This window comes from Enterococcus sp. DIV0682 (assembly GCF_051712685.1).
GTDB classification, from domain to species: Bacteria; Bacillota; Bacilli; order Lactobacillales; family Enterococcaceae; genus Enterococcus; species Enterococcus faecalis.
Genome location: NZ_JBIOPK010000001.1, coordinates 1053904 through 1076478, shown reverse-complemented (window position 1 = coordinate 1076478; position 22575 = coordinate 1053904). Strand labels below are relative to the sequence as shown.

The 22575-nt window shown below is 37.4% G+C and carries 15 protein-coding genes and 1 CRISPR repeat array; of the genes, 1 reads left to right on the top strand and 14 read right to left on the bottom strand.

Annotated elements, in window-relative coordinates; genetic code table 11:
• Positions 1-144: 144 nt before the first annotated feature.
• From IGK96_RS05120 to IGK96_RS05085, 8 genes are all read right to left on the bottom strand, one after another.
• The gene (locus IGK96_RS05120) at positions 145-1473 is read right to left on the bottom strand and encodes an APC family permease (protein WP_064687249.1); all 1329 of its coding nucleotides are present in this window, start codon (positions 1471-1473) and stop codon (positions 145-147) included.
• A gap of 289 nt (positions 1474-1762) precedes the next feature.
• A complete protein-coding gene (rlmN, locus tag IGK96_RS05115; protein ID WP_002356987.1) occupies positions 1763-2836 on the bottom strand; it encodes a 23S rRNA (adenine(2503)-C(2))-methyltransferase RlmN in 1074 nt (357 codons plus the stop codon).
• A 125-nt stretch (positions 2837-2961) separates the two neighbouring features.
• Positions 2962-4791, bottom strand: coding sequence for an ABC transporter permease (locus IGK96_RS05110; protein ID WP_010713274.1), 1830 nt, complete (start codon positions 4789-4791; stop codon positions 2962-2964).
• Complete coding sequence (locus IGK96_RS05105) at positions 4781-5530, bottom strand: ABC transporter ATP-binding protein (protein WP_002381711.1); 750 nt, start codon at positions 5528-5530, stop codon at positions 4781-4783. The genes IGK96_RS05110 and IGK96_RS05105 overlap by 11 nt, the downstream gene beginning before the upstream one ends.
• Before the next feature lie 117 nt (positions 5531-5647).
• On the bottom strand, positions 5648-6349 hold the full coding sequence (locus IGK96_RS05100) for a GntR family transcriptional regulator (RefSeq protein WP_002356983.1): 702 nt from the start codon (positions 6347-6349) through the stop codon (positions 5648-5650).
• A gap of 130 nt (positions 6350-6479) precedes the next feature.
• On the bottom strand, positions 6480-8903 hold the full coding sequence (locus IGK96_RS05095) for a DNA translocase FtsK (protein WP_070415770.1): 2424 nt from the start codon (positions 8901-8903) through the stop codon (positions 6480-6482).
• A gap of 313 nt (positions 8904-9216) precedes the next feature.
• A complete protein-coding gene (locus IGK96_RS05090) occupies positions 9217-10428 on the bottom strand; it encodes an NAD(P)/FAD-dependent oxidoreductase (RefSeq protein WP_002401320.1) in 1212 nt (403 codons plus the stop codon).
• Between the two features lie 28 nt (positions 10429-10456).
• Positions 10457-11362: a prenyltransferase gene (locus tag IGK96_RS05085; protein WP_002360016.1), complete on the bottom strand. Its 906-nt coding sequence runs from the start codon at positions 11360-11362 to the stop codon at positions 10457-10459.
• A 121-nt stretch (positions 11363-11483) separates the two neighbouring features.
• On the opposite strand from IGK96_RS05085, the gene IGK96_RS05080 reads away from it, so the two are divergent.
• Positions 11484-12464 (top strand): polyprenyl synthetase family protein, encoded by a 981-nt coding sequence (locus IGK96_RS05080; protein WP_002360015.1) that lies wholly within the window; start codon positions 11484-11486, stop codon positions 12462-12464.
• 79 nt (positions 12465-12543) lie between these two features.
• On the opposite strand, the gene cydC is transcribed toward IGK96_RS05080, so the two are convergent.
• From cydC to IGK96_RS05050, 6 genes are all read right to left on the bottom strand, one after another.
• On the bottom strand, positions 12544-14310 hold the full coding sequence (gene cydC, locus IGK96_RS05075; protein ID WP_085443342.1) for a thiol reductant ABC exporter subunit CydC: 1767 nt from the start codon (positions 14308-14310) through the stop codon (positions 12544-12546).
• A complete protein-coding gene (cydD, locus tag IGK96_RS05070; RefSeq protein WP_002364369.1) occupies positions 14307-16040 on the bottom strand; it encodes a thiol reductant ABC exporter subunit CydD in 1734 nt (577 codons plus the stop codon). The genes cydC and cydD overlap by 4 nt, the downstream gene beginning before the upstream one ends.
• A 4-nt stretch (positions 16041-16044) precedes the next feature.
• Positions 16045-17058, bottom strand: coding sequence for a cytochrome d ubiquinol oxidase subunit II (gene cydB / locus IGK96_RS05065; RefSeq protein ID WP_002356976.1), 1014 nt, complete (start codon positions 17056-17058; stop codon positions 16045-16047).
• Complete coding sequence (locus IGK96_RS05060) at positions 17055-18473, bottom strand: cytochrome ubiquinol oxidase subunit I (protein WP_010707351.1); 1419 nt, start codon at positions 18471-18473, stop codon at positions 17055-17057. The genes cydB and IGK96_RS05060 overlap by 4 nt, the downstream gene beginning before the upstream one ends.
• A 472-nt stretch (positions 18474-18945) precedes the next feature.
• Positions 18946-19311: a CRISPR direct-repeat array (repeat unit 36 nt; unit sequence GTTTTGGTACCATTCTAAACAACATGACTCTAAAAC).
• Positions 19312-19468: 157 nt separating this feature from the next.
• Entirely contained in the window at positions 19469-20332 is an 864-nt protein-coding gene (locus tag IGK96_RS05055) for an AraC family transcriptional regulator (RefSeq protein ID WP_071646747.1), read from the bottom strand.
• An 84-nt stretch (positions 20333-20416) separates the two neighbouring features.
• Positions 20417-22498 (bottom strand): DNA topoisomerase III, encoded by a 2082-nt coding sequence (locus IGK96_RS05050; protein WP_002388224.1) that lies wholly within the window; start codon positions 22496-22498, stop codon positions 20417-20419.
• Positions 22499-22575 lie beyond the last annotated feature (77 nt).

Below are 22575 nucleotides of genomic sequence, written 5' to 3'. Positions count from 1 at the left end.
TTTGCGCTGTCCATCTATCTTCCCCAAAATAGTGGAACTCCTAGACACTTAGTATTATACTAAAAAAATCTTGCGTTTAGTTTTCAAAAATTTCTCTGAATCACAAAATTTTTGAGAAAAACTATGATAATCCGATTGGATCGTTTACGTTTTTTGCTTCGTTTTTTGTTTATTAACTAAATAAACTGGAATTCCTAGAAGCGTAATCCCTATACCAATCAATGCAAGAATAGGCTGTGTAATACTCGTTGTAACCAAGATAAAGATACCACCTAGACTTGCGATAATTGGAATAATTGGATAGCCAGGAACTTTATACGGACGTTTTAATTCAGGTTCTCGTTTTCTTAAAATAAAAACGGCTAAGAAAATTAATAGATTAAACAGCCACATAACAAAAACTAACATATCCGTCAATAAATCGAAGGTTCCGAAAAACATCATGATAATGGCTACAGCTAACTGGAAAATTCCAGCAACGTAAGGAACAACAAAGCGTTTAGACAACTTTTGAAACTGTCGACTAAAAGGCATCAGATTATCTAAGGCTAAGGCATAAGGAATCCGAATCCCTGTCATTGTGTAGCCGTTTAACGCACCATATACAGAGATTAAAATCCCAATAGTTACGATTTTGCCGCCAATTGGTCCAAAAATAGCCACAGAAGCATCCGAAGCTGCATTCAAATTCCCAGCGATTTGCTCAATTGGTAATGTTTTTAGAAACACAAAATTAATTAAAGCATAAATTAAAGTAATCAATAACAAACCAAAAATAATGGCTTTAGGCAAGTCTCTTTCTGGTCGCTTCATTTCACCAGCCACGTTACCCACACCTAGCCAGCCATCATAAGCAAACATGGTGGCGACTAAGGCGCCACTAAAAGCAACTAAAAAGCCAGTATTCGCTGTTGTTTCAACAGGAAAAAGTGAAACAGCTACCTGTCCTGGAGTAAATAATCCTACTAAAGAAATCAAGGCAATTGGAATCAGTTTTACCACCAATGTTGTTGATTGGACCAAAGAAGCAATTTTTGTTCCTAATAAATTAATTACGGTGATACTAGTTCCCGCAAGAATGGCAATCGGGATCAATAAATTTGCCGATAGATGAAACAAATTGATTAGTTGTGTACTAAAAATAATGGATAACGCCGAAATGTTGGCAGGATAATAAATGATACTTTGTGCCCACCCTAAAAGAAAACCAGCTAATTTACCATATGTATATTCAATATACTTCACTGCGCCACCTGTTTCAGGGATTGCTGTAGCAAGTTCGGCGCTGGTTAATCCTGCACAAATGGTTAAGGCACCACCTAACACCCAAGCAAAAATAGCTAAACTAGCTGACTGTGCGTGTCCAACGACACTCGCAGCTTTAAAGAAAACACCAGCGCCAATCACCGTACCCATTACCGTGGATAACGCACCAAACGTTGTTATCTCTCTTTTTAATTGCTTTTTCTCCATAGACTCCCTCATTTCATTTAAACTAAACAAGCGTAACAAAATTTCACTTTCTTGAAAAGATAACGAAAATAATAGCTGTTTTCATGAAAAATTCTGTGACGATCTCTTTTCAGTATAGCTATTTCTTTTAGAATTTCAAGTTTGAAAACCACAAAAAGAAAATTTGTCATAAAAGTTTTAGAGCATTCATCTTTTGTTTATAAACAAGAATGGAAAAACCGACGATTTTTTATTAAATAAACGAAAAATCGAATCAAAAAGAAACCTTTCTGATCCGATTTTAACTACGTTATTGGTTTTTGACTTTTTCTTTTTTCATTTGTTTACTGCGTAATTGTCCGCAAGCCGCATCAATATCTGTTCCGTGCTCTTTACGAATAACACAATTGATGCCATTCTTTTTGAGTACATCATAAAATTTTAAAACCGCTTCTTTAGAGCTTCGGCTATATTGATCGTGTTCACTCACTGGGTTATACGGAATCAGATTAACATAAGAAAGTTTTTTCTTATTCCGTAGTAAATCTGCTAATTGTTGAGCATGTTCTGGTCGGTCGTTCACTTGACTCAACATAATATATTCAAATGTAACACGTCGGTTGGTTTTTTCAATGTATTCATCAATTGCTGCCATTAATTTTTCAATTGGAAAACTACGATTAATCCGCATAATTGATGTACGGACTTCGTTGTTAGGAGCATGTAATGAGATTGCTAAGTTTACTTGTAGTCCACTGTCTGCAAATTCACGAATTTTTGGCACTAAACCACTTGTTGAAACTGTAATATGGCGGGCACCAATGGCCAAACCTTTATCATCATTAATCGTTCGTAAAAAGTTCATGACATTTGCATAATTATCAAATGGTTCACCAATTCCCATCACAACGACATGGCTAACACGTTCATCCAACCCACGTTCATCGAAATAATGTTGCACCCACATAATTTGGGCAACAATCTCGCCAGCAGTTAAATCTCTTTGTTTTTTTAATAGCCCACTAGCACAAAATGTACACCCAATATTGCAGCCAACTTGAGTGGTCACACAAACAGATAATCCATATTCTTGACGCATTAAGACTGTTTCAATCATATTTTTATCTGGTAATTCAAATAAATATTTCACGGTACCATCTTGCGCTTCTTGCACAATGACTTGTTTTAATGGATTTAATGAAAAATTTTCTTCTAATAAAGTCATCAACGATTTAGAAATGTTCGACATTTCACTAAACGAAGCAACACGTTTTGTATACAACCATTCCCACACTTGTGTTGCGCGAAATTTCTTCTCGCCATGGGCTAAAAACCAGTCCACAAGCTGTTCTCTCGTCAGTCCATAAATGGATTCTTTCTGCATTTCTTTTCCTCATTTCTGCTATTACATTCGCTTCATAACTATAACGTATTCTCACTTTGAATGCAATATCACGAAGAGCCTCAAAAAAAAATCGTTAAGCGTGCATGCTTAACGATTTTTTATAATTAATCTTTCACTAAGTGATAAACTTTCTTGAAGTAGAACGTTCTGGCAATTAAATAGTAAACGACCTGAATCAATAAGAAAACGCCTAAAACTTCCCAGCCAGCTAATTGCATTGGCTGATCTAAGACAGCATACATTGCTTTCAAAGCAACAGCTCCATGAATAAATGAAACAACAATTGGGGTAAAGAATAAAATACCTACTTGTTGGTAAATCATTTTCTTCAATTCTTTTTTCGTCAAGCCAAGTTTGTAAATCATCTTGAATTTTTCAACGTCCGTATTCATATCACTGTATAAACGGAAGTATAAGAAACTACCCGCCGAAACAAAGAACACGATACCGATAAATAGTCCGACAAATAGAACTGGCGTATAAAATTGCGTAATGGCTGCCGACATTGCAGCTGTTCCTAGTAACATTGGGTACTTGTCACCAATGATATTTTCTGCTTTTATCAATTCTTCACGATCAGTTCCTGCTTTGGGCTGCCAAATGGTATTTATTTCACTTTTAACTCCGTCTAACGGTGTTGTATCAGGAACAACTAAAATCCCTCCAGCTGTTGGCAAAACATTGGTTTTAGAGATTTTATCGACTTTTAAAGTTTGATTGTTAGCTAAACTAACTGTTTTTACGTCCACAAACATATCTGAAGGAACATTTTCTTGTTTTAAATTAACTACGCTATTCCCATCAATCGTTGGTTCGTCAATCATTTTTGCTAACTTATTATATTCTGATGCTTGAATTAAGCGGATACCTTCATTTGTTGTAAATTGTGGATACTCCACTTCATCAAACTGAATATTTTTTTCTTGGAATGTTTTTGTCGCAAATTGTTTCATTTCTTGATTTTCTGGGTTGGTCGAATCAGACAATGTCAGTTCGTACGGTACAGAACTTATTCCTTTAAAAATCATCTCGTTCACGCCGTATAACGTTCCAATGGCAGCAAAAGCGACCGTTGAAATCACCGAAACCAAGAAGAACGAACGTGCATTATCTTTCATGCGGAAAGCTAAATCTGATAAAACGACCATATTGGTTTTTTTCCAAAAGATTTTTGGTTTCCGTTTTAAACGTTCAATGACAGAAACACTCAATTGGTCAAATAAGAATTTTGTCCCTAAAATAACTAAGAAAATTACTGGGAACATCACCATTAAAACTAACTGTCCCTTAGCAACTAAAGCAATTCCATAACCGACAACTAAAAGCAACACGGCTAAGAAAGATTTAACTTTAGAGCTTTTGATTTCACCTTTACCCATTTCCCCTGCTTTTAATAGCTCTTGAAGTGTCGCTTTTGGCAAGCGGAATTGAATAAAGAAAGAAATTACTAAGAACAAGACCGCAAATGAAATGACAGTAATGATAAACGGCATCACTGGCAAATAAAAACCTAAACCTAGATGCATCAATAAATTGCTAATCCATAAAATAAACTGTGAAAATCCAACACCTAAAATGCTACCAAAAATTGTAGCAAAGAAACCAATCACTAAGTTTTCAATAAAAATCATTTTCTTTAACTGTTTTGGACTCATCCCTTGAATCATCAAGGTTCCAAACTCTTTTTTCCGAGATTGGATAAAGACATCCATCGAGTATAAAACGAATAAGAAAGAGAAACCATAGATTATAATTGCCGCAGCCGTCATTCCCATTTGTGCTTTAGGATTTAAACCATTAGCTAAGGCTGGGTGAAAGACAAAACCAGTGAACGTAAAAAAGATCATCACAGAAAACATTGTACTTAGGAAATAAGCCAAGTATAAATGCTTATTTCGAATCGTGTTTCTTATAACAAACTGATTAAAATTCATTATCGACACCTTCAATCTCAGCCAGTTTCACCATGATTAAATCGTAGAACTCTTTTTGATTGCCATTTTGGACAATTTCATCAATTAATTCACCATCTTTAATAAAGACGATGCGCTTGCAATAACTTGCGGCTAGCGGATCATGGGTCACCATTAAAATAGTCGCCGCTTCTTCTTCGTTTAATTGTTGTAACAAGCCCATCACATCCTTAGATGATTTCGTATCTAAGTTTCCTGTTGGTTCATCAGCCAATAATAATTGCGGATGATGAATCATTGCCCGCGCAACGGCGACACGCTGTGCTTGTCCACCAGAAATTTCTGCAATTCGTTTTTTCAACAGATGATTGATACCTAAACGCTCACTTAATTCTGCTAATTGTCGTTTCATTACAGAGACTTTTTCTCCATCAAGCGTCAATGGCAAAATAATATTTTCTTCAACAGTTAATGTTGGCATTAAATTAAAGCTTTGAAAAACAAATCCTAATTCTGTACGACGGAATTTAGCAATTTGTTCTTGATTCAAATTGTTTGGATTTTTTCCATTTAAAAGTATTTCACCGTCTGTTGGACTATCGATTGTTGCCAATAAATTTAAAAGTGTACTTTTCCCACTTCCAGAAGGTCCCATAATACCAATAAATTCACCATCTTGGACAGTTAAATTAATCCCTTTTAAAGCTTCATATTTAATTTCGTTTCCGTAAACTTTTTTCAAATTTTGTACTTCTAACATATTTTCCACTCCTATTCTTCTCACTCATTTAGTGTATCGAAAACGAAAAAAAACGACAATAGAAAAGAATAACAATGAACTTACATTACTGTAAGTGCACTGTTATTCTTTTAAAAGTTATGCTTCATATTCAATCACATAAGGATGAATCTTCGTATTATAAATAGCTTCTGAATATTCTACGCAACGACCTGTTGGGCTTAACGAACGCCGAATTCTTTTTAAGCCCGTTGTTTCAGTTGTTTGCAACATCTTTTGCTCTGCTTCTGTCAAAGTTGCAACTTCAAAACGGTCTTCAAATTTATAAATTTCAATGGCATGTCGATCCATCAAACGATACAAGGATTCTTCTTTGTATTCAGTCAATGATACGTCTTTCATGGCAGCTGGCAAATAGTAATTAAAATAAATATAGGGTTGTTCATCGATTAGATATAACCGTGAAAGGTGAACCACTTCTTCTCCTAAAAATTGATAAGCCGGCATCTCTTTTGACAACGTCAAGTTTTCAACTTGTAAAACTTTTTTAGTTACTTTCTGACCTGATTCATTCAAAAATTCAGTGAATGTCCCTGCTTTTGATAGTTTATTATAGGGACGATTGCTTAACACAGTTGTGCCTCGGCCACTTTTTTTCTCAACAAATTCTTCTGTTGCTAACATTTCGATTGCCCGCCGAATCGTAATTTTACTAACATTAAACATCTCTTCCAATTCTGTTTCTGTTGGTAAAAACGTTCCTACTGGATACTTGCCACTCAAAATATCTTCTTTAATCTGATCTGCTACTTCTAAATAAAGCACGCTCTTTCTTCTCATGATACGCTCCCTCCCAACCGCACTATTCCTTTCTATTTTACCAGAAAATGATGATTATAACATGATGCTTTGCTGAAATTATAAAAAAAGAACAAAAATAGATAAATTTATCTATTTTTGTTCTTTTTGTTTATTGTTCTGGCGTTTCAGGTACTGCCTCTTCTGATTCCGCTTGTAGAAAGACTTTTCTTGGTTTGCTACCTTCTGATGGTCCAATAACTCCGTGTGCTTCCAATTCATCCACTAAGCGAGCCGCACGATTATAGCCAATTCTAAAACGTCTTTGTAGCAATGAAATACTAGCTGTTTGCATTTCAACTACCAAGTTTTTCGCTTCTTCAAACAACTCATCTTGAGGAGCTTCGCCACCGCCTGAAGTGGTCGGTTCATCCGTTGGCATCATGCTTTCTTGATATTCAGCTTCTTGTTGGTCCGTTACAAACGCAACCACTCGTTCGACTTCTTGATCAGAGATAAAGGCCCCTTGGATACGAATTGGTTTATTTTCTCCCATTGGTAAGAAGAGCATATCGCCTCGACCTAATAGTTTCTCCGCCCCGTTAGTATCAATAATGGTACGCGAGTCTGTCCCACTTGAGACTGCAAAAGCCATTCGAGAAGGGACATTTGCTTTGATGATTCCTGTAATGACATCCACACTTGGCCGTTGTGTCGCTAAAATCATATGAATGCCTGCTGCCCGTGCCATTTGGGCTAAGCGGATAATCGCATCTTCTACTTCGTTACTTGCCACCATCATTAAATCAGCTAACTCATCAACAATGACAACAATAAATGGCAGAATCGGACGATTTTCGCCATCTTCCGCATTTTTCTGTTGAATTAGTTGATTGTAACCAGTGATATTTCGGACGCCTGTTGCTGCAAATTTTTCATAACGAAATTCCATTTCTTGAACTACTTTTTGCAGGGCTTGGGCCGCTTTTCTCGGATTAGTAACCACTGGCGTTAATAAATGAGGAATCCCGTTATACACATTCAATTCCACCATTTTCGGGTCAATCATCATTAATTTTACTTCATGGGGTTTCGCTTGCATCAAAATACCTGTGATGATGCCATTGATAGCAACCGATTTCCCACTCCCTGTCGATCCTGCAATTAATAAATGCGGCATTTTTGATAGATCCGCAGTTTGAACCATCCCTGAAATATCTCGACCTAAAGGTACTTCTAGTAGTTTATCTGGATGACTTGGTTGTGCCTCAACAATATCTCTAAAGGATACTGTACTAATTGCACTATTAGGAACTTCAATCCCGATTAGTGATTTGCCAGGGATTGGGGCCTCCATACGAACGTCTTTGGCCGCAAGCGCTAAAGCAATGTCATCCGTCAAGTTAACAATTTTGCTAACTTTTACCCCCACAGCGGGTTGAACTTCAAATTTTGTGACAGATGGTCCTAAACTAGCTTTGACTACTTTAGCATCAACACCAAAACTCTTGAAGGTTTGTTCTAAGACGCCAATATTTTTTTCGATTTTTTCATATTCACCACTTTGATCCGTTGCTTGAATTGTATCTAACAAATCAGTTGGTGGTAGTTGATAATCACGATCTTCCGCTTCTTCAGAAATTTCAAACTCGAGAACACCAGCTTCATCTGCCGCCTTTTCTTCCTGCTCTCGGTGCGGTTTTGTTGCTGCAATTGGTGGTACAGGCATCGCCTGATTTTGCTGTTGAAACGAATCAATTTGAACAGGCGTTGGTGCGGCCGGTTCTTCCACCATTGGTTGGTGGGTTTCAACTGGTGTTTTTGTTAAGCGCTCGGCTGCCGCTTGTTCCATACGTTCCCGCTCTTGTAATTTTTGTTGGGCAGCGGCTTCAATTTTTGCTTGGCGTTCTGCAGCTTTGGCTTCTTTCTTCGCTGCTCGCTTCGCCTCTTTTTCTTCTTGTCGCGCCTGTGATTTTGCCGAAACATGACTTAGGCGATCTTGAATACTTTGGAAATGATCAACAATTTGCTGAAAATCCCACATACTCATCAAGAAAATACCCGCTAACAGTAGCAATGTGGCAATTAAATAGCTGCCAAATTGTGCCACCAAAAAGTACGTTCCTTGATAAAGCAGCGCGCCAATCATACCGCCCCCTACGTTTTGCGTCACTTGGTTGGCTTTTAAATCGCTTTGCAAAAATTCCCAAGTGTTACCTAAAATATCTGGTTGACTGCCACTAACATTTCGAAACATAAAGGCATGGAAAAATAACAAAACACTAATATAAATCAGAACAGCCCCAAAAATAGGGCGCCCTCTTTTTAACGGAAAATCTTTCCCATAAATCATGACTAATAAGCCATACAGGATTAGTAAAATCGCTGCAAATGGAAAGGTATTACCTACAACTAAGCGTAAACAATTCGCTAATAACGTGCCTAAAAACCCTAAGCGAAAGAGTCCAAAGACACCGAATAAAATAAAAATCAGGCCAAGAAACATATAATTTAAACGTTCTTGTTGTTGCTGTTGTTTTTTGGTCTTTTTCTTTGTCGTACTTTTTTTCTTATTTGTTGCTCTTTTTTGTGCCATTTAACTTCCCTCTTTCCATCACTTCTCATTATACATAAAAATGGAATCGAACAAAAGTGCCCACCTCATTTTACTTGAAAAATCATGGAAATTTTTTAAAAACTTTCATTTAAGAAAAATGAGCGTGGGACAAAAATCACTTTGGATTTTTACTCCACGCTCAAAAACTGATAAACGGCGGGAACAGAACCAACTCCTTCGGAAATAAGCCGAAATTCTCCAAAAATTAAAGAGCAATTTTCGGAAATTTCTTCTTATTTCTCGGAGCTAAACGGTTCTGTCCCGACCTCATTATTTCTTATTTTGCTGATTCTTAATGGTATAAGTCGAAACGACCTTTAGCCATCATTTCTTTGGTACCACCTGTTTCAAAGAGCGCTTTGTTCATGATAATTTTTTTCATGAATGAAGCTGGGTATCCTTTAATGTCTGTTTTACCAACAATTCCTAAAGCACGTGTATTTCCGACAGAACAAACAGAACCTTGTGATTTAAAGCTGAAAGGTTTAGTTGCTTCCCCTTTCAATTGTGCTTGAATATTTTTAGCAGCATGAGCGCCCATCTTCAAGGCGATTTGTGCTGTTGTTGGGTAAGGTCGATTGGTTTCTGTATCCATAACTGCTGAGCAGTCACCAATAATATAGACGTTGCTATGGTTCGCATCTGTTAAATCTGGTTGAACCATGACACGACCACGACGAGCTTCAAATCCAGAATCGCCTACAACGTGGCTTCCACTAACACCCGTTGTCCAAATAATTGTTTTGGCAGAAAGTTCTGCCAAGTCGCCTGCTTCGTTATCTTGATAAACAACTGCGCCTGGTTTGATTTCTTTAATCGGTTTACCTAATAATAAATGAATAGCTGAATCTTTTAATAATTGCACACCATAGTTCGCAAGTTTTTCGTTAAACATCGGCAATAGGCGAGTAACTGCTTCGACACAATAAATTTGGATTTGATCTGTTGAGACACCTGCGATTTCAGCAAATTTTGGTTTGTTTTCAACAAGAGAACCTAATAATTCAATCCCTGTAAAGCCTGCTCCACAGACAACAATTTTTAAGAATTCTTCGTTTTGAGTTGCTTTGTATTGACGCATTTGTTCTTGGATATGTTCATACACGTTTAAAGCCGTTTTCACATCTACCATTTGTAGAGCATGTTCTTGCACACCAGGGATACCAAATGATTCTGATTCAAACCCAAGAGAAACAACTAAGTAATCATAATTGATTGCTTGACCATCTTCTAAAGCAACTGTTTGTGTTGCAGCATCAATTGTTTTAACTGTTCCTTGGATAAAGGTTGTCATTTTTTCATCGACAACATCCATAATATTGTATGTGATTTTTTCAGCTGGTTGTGTTCCAGCAGCAACTTCATGCAAGTCCGTTGCTTCGTAGTGATAGTTATTACGATCCACTAAAGTAATTTCGACGTCTTTGGCGCCTTTTTGTAATTCGCGTAATGTTTTTAAGCCTGCGTAACCAGCACCTAAAATAACAACATGTTTCTTATTCATTTTGATTCCCTTCCACTCTATAAAAAATTTACAGCCACCACAAACCTATGGCAAAAAATAGCACTTGTGCAGTTGCTCCCACAGCTAAGATCTTCACAGCACAAACAAATGTTTTACTCTTCACTTGTTCCTTCAGTAAGGCTTGGGTTTGTTTCCGTACAAAAGGTAAAGTTAAAAGCATGAGTAACATTGTTGGCGGGGTTAATCCTAAACCGACAGCTAACAAAATGGCTAACATTGCTATTGTATTTAATCCGACGAATAATTTCAAAGAACTTGCTTTGCCAAGGTAATGAACTAATGTATATCTCTTGTTATTTTCATCTTCCTCTAAGTCACAGATATTATTTGCTAACATTAAGTTAGCAATGTAACAAGTATTAGGTAAAGCGACTAAGAAAATCCCCCATAAATTAGCTGCTGACCAATTGAAAACTTCAAACGTATTAATGTAGACACAAATAAGGGTAATCATGAACCCCATTGTAAATCCTGAGAAAACTTCCCCTAATGGTAGACTGGACAAAGGTTTCGGTCCTGATGAATAAAAAATACCAATTAAGTAACAATACAGACCCATAATTAATAACGGCCAGCCGACAATAAATGACAACCCAATCCCCATTAAAGCAGAAACGAGAATCATCCAAAAAATCATTTTGCGTATTAATGGCAAAGATAAATTTTCTCGACCGATAATATTCGTTTTTTCCTTATAATCATGAACTTCTGTGGCATGATGGTAATCATTATAATTATCTAAAATATCGACCGCCATATTAAAAATAAACATCGCAATGAAAAAAATTAAAACATAACCGACATGGAGCCGCCCATATTGGTACCAACTAAAACAAATTCCTAACAAAAATGGCAAAACACTCGCTGTTTTTGCTTTTAATTCTACTAATTCAAAAAATATTTCTCGATTCAAACTATCCCTCCGCTACTTTTTTACAAACTTTGTTACTTTTAAAACTTAATTACTGTATTTCTGTCGCCAATTCGTATACAATCAAATAGTATTGAACCACTGAAAGGATCGTAGTATATTTATGAACACATTTTGGAAGTCGTTTCCTGACGTTGAACGTTCTTTAACGGAAACATGTGAATTAATTGAACAAACGTTGCATACACGCAACGAAGACATTGAAGAAGCCTTAGTAACTTTGGCTCGTTCTGGCGGCAAATTATTACGCCCCGCTTTTTTCTTTCTTTTTGCTCAACTGGGTGATGAAGAAAAACAAGAGAAACAACAATTATTAAAAATAGCTGCATCTTTGGAAATCCTACATATGGCTACGTTGATTCACGATGACATTATTGACGATTCTCCATTGCGCCGAGGCGCTGTGACTATTCAATCACAATATGGTAAAGACGTGGCTGTTTACACAGGTGATTTACTATTCACTGAATTCTTTACTTTGATTGCAGATGCCATGAATGGCTCTGAATTTATGAAAATCAATGCACAAGGAATGAAACGGTTATTACTTGGTGAACTCGATCAAATGAGTCATCGATTTGACCGCCGCATGTCGATTCCTGCTTATTTAAGAAGTGTCAACGGCAAAACAGCCGAACTTTTTTCACTAAGCTGTCTTGAAGGGGCCTATTTCGGTCATAGTTCAAAAGAAGTCCAACGTTTAGCTAAACGAATTGGCCGTCATATTGGCATTGCTTTTCAAGTCTATGACGATATTTTAGATTATACTGCTGACACGGAAACCTTGAAAAAGCCCGCTTTAGAAGACTTGTCACAAGGTGTTTATACGTTACCCCTTCTCTTCGCTTACCAAGCAGCACCTGACGTATTCAGCCCTTATTTGGATAAAGGACGCGCCATTACCTTAGAAGAAGCAGCTGAAGTTGCGGCGCTAGTCAACGACTATCATGGCGTTACAGAAGCACAAGCTTTTGCTAAAAAAGTAACCAACAAAGCAATCACTGATATTCAACAATTGCCTGATGGCACAGCAAAAGAAACCTTACTTTCCTTAACTGAGCTCTTATTACATCGTTCATTTTAAACGTTTTATGGAAGAATTGCCATTAATTGAAATAGAAAAACGACTGATTGTTTGCTTTAATCAACAACCAGTCGTTTTTTTATTCCTCGAAAGAACTAATGCCACGATCAATTCGGTAAAGTTTTTGATAATGCGCATTGGTTGCAAGTAATTCTTCTGGTGTACCACTCATCTCTAATTGGCCATCTTCAATAAAGATCACTTGATCCATCAAAGTTACGCCTTGCAAATGGTGGGTAATCCAGATGACGGTTTTATCTTTTAATGCCTCAAAAAAGGTTTCCAGCAATTGCTGTTCTGTAATTGGATCTAAACCAGTAGTTGGTTCGTCTAATAACACAATTGGTGTATCTTGCAAAAGAATCCGTGCTAGCGCCAAGCGATGTCGTTCGCCACCAGAGAAACGCAAACCTGCTTCATCCACCATTGTTTGTAAACCTTCTGGTAATTGGGCAACCATTTCTTTTAAGCCAACTTTTTCTAAAACCGCCCAAACTTCTGCTTCGCTCGCTTCTTCTCTACCAATCCGAATATTATTTAAAATGGTTGTTCGAAATAGGTACGGTGCTTGGTGCATAACCCCAATATATTCAGTCATCGTCTCACCAAATGCCTCAGTTGGGATGTTTCCTAAAAGGATTTCTCCCGAAGTAGGCCGTAAATCACCACGAATGAGCGAAGCCAACGTACTCTTTCCGGAACCACTGCGCCCTAAAATCGCTAATTTTTGTTTTTCAGGAATTGTTAACGATAAGTCATTTAATACCTTTTTCTCTTGATTTTCATATGCAAAAGACAAATGTTCTATCGATAAACTGGTGCCATTTGGCTGAACAGGCACTTCTGTTGAGTCATCTTCCCCTTCAGGAAGCTCATTAAAACGACGAATGGAATCCTTATAAATCGTTGTTTCCTGTGCTGCAGCAGGTAGCGGAGCAAAAGCATCAATTAACGGAAAAACGGTTAAAACAAAGGCACCAATCCAATTGGCTGCACCCCCATGATTACCTGGAAACCGCACACTAGTCCAAGCTAAGACAGCAATCGCAATCACACCAAACAGAAGTTGTAAAACAAAGTCTCGGCCACGGTTAAATTGCTTCATTTTTTCATCTAATGCACGAACATTCGCTTCATCTGTTTCATAACGAGCAACGAATTCAGAGCCACGTTGACTAAATACCCAATCAGACACACCTAGAATATTGTCGGTTAGTGTTTGATATAACTCATTTTTGGCATATTTATGTTTTTCTTGACGCGCACCATTCACTAGAACTGAAACAAGTGGTAATAGAAAAACAACCACTCCTAACATCAGTAACATGCATAAAGCAAACCACCAAGAAAAGAAACCTAATGCAATCACTAAAAAGATATACAAAATCCAAGCAATAACGGTTGGGAAAATCGTTCGTAAATACAAGTTTTGGATATGATTAATATCCTCCGAAAGCAAACCTAAGATATCCCCAGTGCGATATTTTGTCTTAAAGAAAATCGCATCTTTTTCTAGCACATTATAAAGTTTCAAGCGCAGATCAGAGGTCATTTTTAACACCCAGTTATGACTCGTTAGACGCTCCACATAACGAAAAACAGGACGGCCAATCCCGAATGCTCTTGTTAAAACAATGGGAATATAAATTAATAAAATATTCTCTGGTAAGGAAGCCGCACGACTGATTAAGTAACCAGACGTAAACATTAATGCCCCTGCGCTAAAGAACGTCAAGAAGCCTAAAAGTAAGGCAAAATACAAGGTTTTTTTATAGCGTTTTAAAAAAGGACGAACCCATTGATCGTTTTTCCAAACGTCTTTCGTTGTCGGCTGTTTTTCCATCATTGGCGTCCTCCTCTCATTTGCTTCATTAATTGAACATAGTAGCCATCTTTTTCAATCAACTCTGCTAGCGTTCCTTGTTCCACTAATTGACCTTTTTCCATCACTAAAATGTAATCCATTTCTTCCATCCAATGCAGACGATGTGTCGCAAAGAAGACAAGATGATTGTTCATTAATGGCAACATGCGCTCTTTCATTTCAACTTCTGTTTCAATATCCAAATGCGCTGTCGGCTCATCAAACAGCAAGACGTGGCGTTTTTGATCGACAAAGGCGCGGGCCAACGCTACTCGTTGCGCTTGTCCCCCACTTAACATTCGACCACTTTCCCCAATCAAGGTATGAATTCCTTCGGGAAGGTCTTTAACCAGCTCGTCTAAGCCAACTAACTGAATCGCTTGCTGAATCGCCTCATCTGTTGCTTCAGGTGTATAAAAGCGAATATTGTTTGCCAAAGTATCTTGGAAAATATATGGTGCTTGCGGAATATAAAGGATTTGTTTTTGCCAGTCTTTTTGTAAAAAATGTGGAATCGTTTGACCATTTATCGCCAATTGACTCGTTTCTTCTGTTGGTAATAAAAAGCCACTTAATAAATTAATTAACGTTGACTTACCAGAACCACTCGCCCCGATAATTCCAATCTTTTTGCGACCATCAACAGAGAATTGCAACGATTGAATTGCTTCTTGCGTTGCATCTTCATAGGAAAAATTTAACGCGGTGACTGACAACTGACTTTCTTGATGCCAATCATCTAACGTGAGCACATCGGTCTGTTCTGCTTCTGGCAATGCTAATACCGCTTGGATCGCTTGAAAAGAGTTTTTTCCATCTAAGGTTGCGTGATAATCACTTGAAAAATCACGAATCGGTAAAAAGAACTCGGGTGCTAAAATTAAAGTAACCAAGGCAGGAAATAATAAAATCGTGCCGTTTAATAAACTTAATCCAAGGAAAACTGCCACAACAGCTACCGATAATGTCGTAAAAAAGTCTAACGCAAAAGTTGATAAAATAGCAATTTTCAACGTACTCATGGTCGCTTTTCTGAATCGTTCACTTGTATGGTAAATACTCCCAGCATATTTTTTACTCAACCCAAACAGTTTCAGTGTGTCAATTCCTCGCAAGGAATCAATAAAATGATTGGAAAGCATTTGAAACGCCGCATATTGCTTGTCCGCTTTACTTTGTGCTGCATAACCTAACACAATCATAAAAATAATAATAATCGGAAAAACAATCAGCAATGTTACGCCTGAGCGAATATCTTGTGTAAAAACAAAGGCCAAAATAATCCAAGGAATAATCATCATATTCATCATTTTTGTCAAAATCAATTGTAAATAATTTTCGGTTTGACTGATGCCTTCTAAAGCCATGGTAACCATATTTCCAGTTCCATTTTTTTGAACAACATTTGGCCCCAAACGGAAAATTTTGGTTAATAATTGTTCGCGTAATTCTTTCGAGCGTTCATAACTAAATGTATCGAGCATTCTCTCACGAAAATACGTAATAACATGTCGACCAAGATAAAAAATAAAAAAGAGTAAAATACTCTGTAGTTGTTGGTTAAGATGCCCGCCACTCCAAAGGCCGACAATGGCTTTTGAAAGAAAAAAAGCTTGCCCAATTATAAAGACTGCTTGCAGGAAAGAAAAACCTGCAAGCAAGACAAGAATTTTTTTGATTTTAGGCATCTGTAAGATGTCTTTATCAATCATAGATTTAATACCCCTCTGGTACGGCTGTCTGTGAAATACGTTTTCTGAAAATATAATAGGACCAAGCAGTATAAGCTAACACGAATGGTAAAATGCTTAAAGAAATCCACGTCATAATTTTTAGTGTATATGGTGTGCTTGTTGCATCTTTAATCAACAAATCAAAACCTTCACTACCAATCATAACACGTGGGAACAAGCCACTGAACAAGAGAGCAACTAGTACAACTAATGTTAAACCACTCGCTAGAAAAGCTAACATCTCTTTGCGTTTAAACACCCCAACATTAGCAATGACCGTTAAGACCACAATTGCTAACGTTAAAATTAAAGTGACCGCAAAGTTCTTTTCATAAAAGTCCGTTTTGAAGTACATCAACACTGCAAAAACAACTAAACCGACATATAAAACGCCGTATAAGATTTCTGCATAATTTCGAGCACGTTCACGAATTGGGCCTTCTGTTTTTAAAGCAATATAGTTCATGCCGTGTAAGTAGCAAAGTAATGTTAAGGCTACTCCACCAACAATTGAAAACAGATTAAAATAATCCGTAAATTGCGCATGCATATTGCCGTTTGCATCTAAAGGCATCCCTTGGACTAAGCTGATAAACAAAATACCAAAGAAGAACGGTACAAGGAAACTACCAATTGATAGCGTCCAGTTCCACATCCGACGACGTTTACCTTCCGGCATGTTGTGGCGGAATTCAAAGGAAACTCCGCGAATAATTAAGCCAAATAAAATCGTAAATAGAATTAAATAGTAGCCACTAAATAATGAAGCATACCAATATGGGAAAGAGGCAAACATTGCGCCGCCCGCTGTTAATAGCCAAACTTCGTTTCCGTCCCAAACAGGTCCAATTGTTGCAACGACTTGATCTTTTTCGTCGTCATTGTGTGCCAACGTTTGAACGGCCATTCCAACACCAAAGTCAAATCCTTCTAAGAAGAAGAAACCTGAGAACAAGACGCCGATAAGGACAAACCATAATAATTGTAGTGTACTCATTCGCCAAATACCCCCTTATCAAATGGATCCAACGCTGGTTCATTTTCTTTCGCTAATTTTTTCGCTTCATAGTCTGGTCCTTTACGTAATTCTAAAATGACCAAGTAAACCATGACACTACCTAAACCAGCAAATAATAAGAAATAAATGACATTTGACGTAATTAATGAAGCAACCGATACATTTGGTGAAACACTTTGTTCAATCGTAAATAGTCCATAGACAGTCCACGGATAACGACCTAATTCAGTGACTAACCAACCTGTTGTATTCGCAAGGAATGGTGCGAACGTACATAAAGCAACAACCCACAGCATCCATTTCTTCTCGTACAGCGATGGTTTTTTCTTCCTTGTAAAGAATAGTCCTAAGGCAGCAACCAATAACATTAAGGCACCAAAACCAGCCATGATACGGAAGCTCCAGAATAAAGTGTTAACTGGTGGATAATAATTTTTATCATCCCCATATTTTTCTACCAAGCGCTTGTTGACTGTATCCATTCCATCAACCGAACCTGATAATTTGTTATACGATAAAATACTTAGCATATATGGAATATCGATACCAAAAACTTGTTTATGTTCTCGTTCATCTGCCCAAGCAATCAATGTCCAAGCAGCAGGATCATCAGAGTCTTCATAGGCCCCTTCCATCGCCGCAAATTTCATTGGTTGTCCTTCAATTAGAGCTTTCATTTGCAAGTCGCCAGCTAATAAAACGCCGATTGAACCGAACAAAGTAACCCATAAGCCAATGCGCATAGATGCTTTGTGGAATGAAATATCCCGTTTTTTCAACAATTGGAAAGCAGCCATACCAGCTACTGCCATGCCGCCCAATGTAAAGGCGCCCATGATAACATGTGAAAATTCATACCAAACTTTTGGATTGCTGATGACAGCTACAAAATCCACCATTTCAGCACGGCCATTATTGATGACATAACCTACTGGATGTTGCATAAAACTATTGGCAACTAAAATCCAGAAAGCAGACATCATTGAACCGAATACGACTAACCAGATAAAGGTTACGTGAACTTTTGGATTCATTTTATCCCAAGTAAAGATCCATAAACCTAAGAATGTTGACTCTAAGAAGAAAGCTAAGAGCGCTTCTACCGCCAACGGTGCCCCAAAAATATCTCCGACGAATCGAGAATAGTCAGACCAGTTCATCCCAAACTGAAATTCTTGAATAATCCCGGTTACAACCCCAACAGCGAAGCTTAATAGGAATATATTTCCCCAAAACTTGGCCATTTTACGATAACGTTCCTCTTTTTTCACAACGTACATTGTTTCCATAATTGCTACAACAAGTGCTAATCCTATTGAAAACGGTACGAAGAAAAAGTGGAAAACTGTTGTCATCGCAAATTGGATTCTCGCCAATGTTACAATATCAAACATATTATTTCCTCCCTGATTTGCCTCCACACAAAGAAACAAGCTTACCTGAATTGTTCATTTCCATTAGCGATGACTCCTTTTATCTACGAAACTAAAAGAAAATTCAAGTGAACTTTTCCAAAAAGTGTGAAAATGCATGTAATATAGAATAATTCCAATCTAAGTATACAACTTTCTGAGGCAGAAACCAAACAATACAGAAGCATTTCTCACAATTTTTTTAGGTGCTACCAAGATTTCTTCCCTTTCTTCTATCAATAAAAAAAGCCCTTCCTAAAAAAAGGAAGAACTAATCTCAATCTATCAACATTTTGACTTATCACTTGATTAGTTTTCGAAAATTGAAGCAGCTCGTCTTTGATGATAAAAATTCTAATCTTGTGATAAAAATTACGGATTGCTTGTGGTGATAGTTTGTTTTTTAACAACATGGCTATAAAACTCTAATTTTTGAGTAATCGTACCAACTTGGGTTTTGGTACCATTCTAAACAACATGACTCTAAAACAATATATGTAAAGCGCTCGTGATAGCAGTCGTTTTGGTACCATTCTAAACAACATGACTCTAAAACGCTTCAGGTGTCTTCACAACTGCTTTTGATGTTTTGGTACCATTCTAAACAACATGACTCTAAAACTGCGGACATGTGCGACTGGATAGTTGATTTGTTTTGGTACCATTCTAAACAACATGACTCTAAAACCTATTCTGAGACGATAACCAGAACGCTTTGGTTTTGGTACCATTCTAAACAACATGACTCTAAAACACTTAAAGGCGTGTTATTCGGGTATAATGAGTTTTGGTACCATTCTAAACAACATGACTCTAAAACCTCGGAGAATTATTTTTTCTCCATGATTCCGTATTCGCATCACTTATCCATAGCTAGATTTCAGTTTAGAAGGTCTAATTTTTTTCTTCACGTTTATTATACCAAACTTTTTCCTTCTTGGCGGAAAAACCCACCATTTTTCAATGGTGGGTTTTCTTTATTTAGTAGCTGTAACAGCGAGCCAGATTTCACTGTACTTAGCTTCTGCTGGTCCTTGATATTGCGTAAACGAAATTTCTGGTGCTGCAACGACTTGGTAACCAGATGAAGGCAACCATTCAGAGAATATCCTTGCCCAGGTTTCTTGTAAAGTTTGTGGGAAAGGACCTTCATTTGAAAAAACCGCCCATGTATGAGCAGGTACGCTTAGTTGCTCCAAATCTTCATAGGTATTTTCTTGCGAAGTGGCAAAGCCAATCATGTGTGTCATTTCTCCACCTTCTGTTGTTCGTCCCTCTTGAAAGTCAAAAGAAGCATTTACTACTTGATGAGGATATATGTCATCAAATGTATGCATTTCCGCTCGTTGTTGTGGTGTAATGCGCTGTGCTAATTCCATGATTGCTTGATTTTCCCCTTGATACTGCAAGGGAACCTTCTGACTAACTCCGACTATTTGAAACGCTGGTTTTTCAATCAATTTAACATCCATTGATTGTCCTCCTTTAATATCAATATAGAAAGAGAATTTAGGGAACGTTTTTTGGATTTGTGTTTTCATTACTTCAGAAGGGGCTTGTCCTGACCAATCGCGAAAGGCTCTTGAGAATCCTTCAATACTTTGATAACCATATTTAAAAGCTACATCTGTCACTTTTTCACCAGCAAGTAATGCTAAATTTGCTTCCGCCAAACGTCTCTTTTTAATATATTCAGCCAGACTCATCCCCGCAATAAACGAAAAAGTTCGTTTAAAATGGTAAACAGAAATCCCTGTCTTTTTTGCCAATTCATCGAAGGATACTTCTTCCGTTAAATGTTCTTCAATATAATCCATTGCTTGATTTAAATTTGCGAGCATCCGTGTCCCTCTCTTTCTATTTGAAAGTTTACTAAAGACCAACAAGGATGACTTGATTATTTAGAGTCAACATTCGTCAAATTGCTACTCTTGGTTCATAGCGGCTTTTAAAGCCTGTGCTAAAGCACTTTCTTCTGGTTCGTCTGGTTGTGAATATTTTTTCATCAAACGACGTTCTTCATGTTTAGTCATTTTTTGTTTTCGTTCTTTTTTATCGGGAATTTTTTCAGTAATCGAACAGAATTTACATTTGAAAGAACGACCATTTTTTCCTTCTATGATAACCATTTTTTTATGGCATTGTGGGCAACGGTGATTGGATACTTTAGGATCTTTTCGCCGACGATAAGAACATTCTTGGTTTGTACAAACGTAAATCTTCCCATCTTTCGTATTTTTTTCCCGTAAGTTTGAGCCACAATCTGGACATTTTTTTTGCGTAATGGAAAAATCTTGATATTTTTTCTCGCTTTGTTTAATTTCACGGACTAATTTTTTCGTATCCTCTTCAATATCCTTTAAGAAAAGTTGACTCTTTTGTTGACCCGAAGCGATTGCTTCGAGCGACTTTTCCCATTTTTCCGTTAGTTCAGGTGTCACAAGTGATGGATTCACCAAGTCTAATAGTTGCTTTCCTTTGGCAGAGACACTTAAACCGCTATTGGTTCGTTCCATCAATTCTGATTTAATCAGTTTTTCAATGATTTCAGCTCGCGTTGCCGGTGTGCCTAAACTGTGTTTCTCCATTTTTCCTAACAACGTTCCTTCGGTTAATGGTTTTGGCGGCGACGTTAATTCTTTGTTAATGGTAAAGTTTGGCGCAACGGTCATGCCTTTTTGCCATTGGACAGTGGATAGCGGCTGTTCGGCTGTTGTTTTCCAACCAGCAACAACTACTTTATTTTGATGAAAGACAAATGTTTCTTTTCCAAAAGCGACTGTAACTTTTGTTTGTTTGGTTTGATTTGGCTCAGCAAACAAACCTAAGAATCGTTGAACAATCATTTGATAGATTTTTTGTTCATCATTGCTTAGTTTTTCATAACGAGGACGTTGTTCAGTTGGAATCAACCCATGGTGATCCGTGACTTTTGCATTTTGGAAAACTTTTTGTTGTTTAACAACGGCCCCATTTTTAAGGTAGCCTTTCACTTCTGGTGAAAAATCAGCAATAGCTTGAAGGCGCTCTTTCATCGTTCCTTTCATATCCGTCGTTAGATATTTGCTGTCAGTTCGAGGATAGGAAACAATTTTATGGGTTTCGTATAAACTTTGTACAAGAGACAACGTTTTCTTTGCAGAAAATTGGAATCGCTGGTTGGCTTCACGCTGGATTTCGGTTAAATCATACGGTAACGGCGCATTTTCTGTTTTAACTTTTTCTTGGATATCGGTAACTAAGCCCTTTTGTTTTGAGAGTTCTTTGACTAATTGTTCTGCTTCCTGCCGTTCTTTTAAAGCGTATGGATTTTTTTGGGTCATCTTTGCTTTTTCTGATTCAACAGTTAACGAGATAGTAAAATAAGTTTGAGGCTTAAATTGTTCAATCGTTTTTTCTTGTTGGCGTACCATTGCTAAAGTTGGTGTTTGAACACGACCTGCGGATAAGTTATCTTGATATTTCACTGTCAAGGCCCGTGTGACGTTTAGCCCAACTAACCAGTCAGCTTTTGCGCGCGCCAAGGCAGAGTAATACAAATTATCGTAGTCTTTCGCTGGGCGAATTTTCTTAAACCCGTCTTTAATGGCTTTGTCTGTTTGAGATGAAATCCATAAGCGTTTGACTGGTTTGTTAAAACGGACATATTCTAAAATCCAGCGGGCCACTAATTCACCTTCACGACCAGCATCAGTGGCAATCACGGCTTCAGAAACATCTTTACGATTAGCTAATTGTTTAATCGCTTTTAATTGATGTCCCGTTTTCGGTAACGGTTTAATCCCTAAATTCTTAGGAATCATCGGTAAAGTTTCCATTTGCCACGTTTGCCATTCTTTGTTTAAATCTTCTGGCATTTTTAGTCCTAAGAGATGGCCTAAAGCCCAGGTGACAATCACGTTGGGTCCTTCATAATAATTCTTATTTTTTTGATTTGCTCCTAAAACGCGGCTTAAATCTTTTGCTACGCTAGGTTTTTCAGCAATAATTAATTGTTTTGCAACCACTAGTTTCGCTCCTTTTTGAGTGCTATCTTTTCGTATTATACCAAATATTGGTTCGATTTTCTCTAAATTCCGAGAAT

Coding starts and splice junctions, on each gene's coding strand:
- cydD (WP_002364369.1), bottom strand. CDS start 16,040: ATGATTGATAAAGACATCTTACAGATGCCTAAAATCAAAAAAATTCTT.
- IGK96_RS05055 (WP_071646747.1), bottom strand. CDS start 20,332: ATGCTCGCAAATTTAAATCAAGCAATGGATTATATTGAAGAACATTTA.
- IGK96_RS05095 (WP_070415770.1), bottom strand. CDS start 8,903: ATGGCACAAAAAAGAGCAACAAATAAGAAAAAAAGTACGACAAAGAAA.
- cydC (WP_085443342.1), bottom strand. CDS start 14,310: ATGATGGAAAAACAGCCGACAACGAAAGACGTTTGGAAAAACGATCAA.
- rlmN (WP_002356987.1), bottom strand. CDS start 2,836: ATGCAGAAAGAATCCATTTATGGACTGACGAGAGAACAGCTTGTGGAC.
- IGK96_RS05060 (WP_010707351.1), bottom strand. CDS start 18,473: ATGTTTGATATTGTAACATTGGCGAGAATCCAATTTGCGATGACAACA.
- IGK96_RS05110 (WP_010713274.1), bottom strand. CDS start 4,791: ATGAATTTTAATCAGTTTGTTATAAGAAACACGATTCGAAATAAGCAT.
- IGK96_RS05120 (WP_064687249.1), bottom strand. CDS start 1,473: ATGGAGAAAAAGCAATTAAAAAGAGAGATAACAACGTTTGGTGCGTTA.
- IGK96_RS05090 (WP_002401320.1), bottom strand. CDS start 10,428: ATGAATAAGAAACATGTTGTTATTTTAGGTGCTGGTTACGCAGGCTTA.
- IGK96_RS05100 (WP_002356983.1), bottom strand. CDS start 6,349: ATGAGAAGAAAGAGCGTGCTTTATTTAGAAGTAGCAGATCAGATTAAA.
- IGK96_RS05105 (WP_002381711.1), bottom strand. CDS start 5,530: ATGTTAGAAGTACAAAATTTGAAAAAAGTTTACGGAAACGAAATTAAA.
- IGK96_RS05080 (WP_002360015.1), top strand. CDS start 11,484: ATGAACACATTTTGGAAGTCGTTTCCTGACGTTGAACGTTCTTTAACG.
- cydB (WP_002356976.1), bottom strand. CDS start 17,058: ATGAGTACACTACAATTATTATGGTTTGTCCTTATCGGCGTCTTGTTC.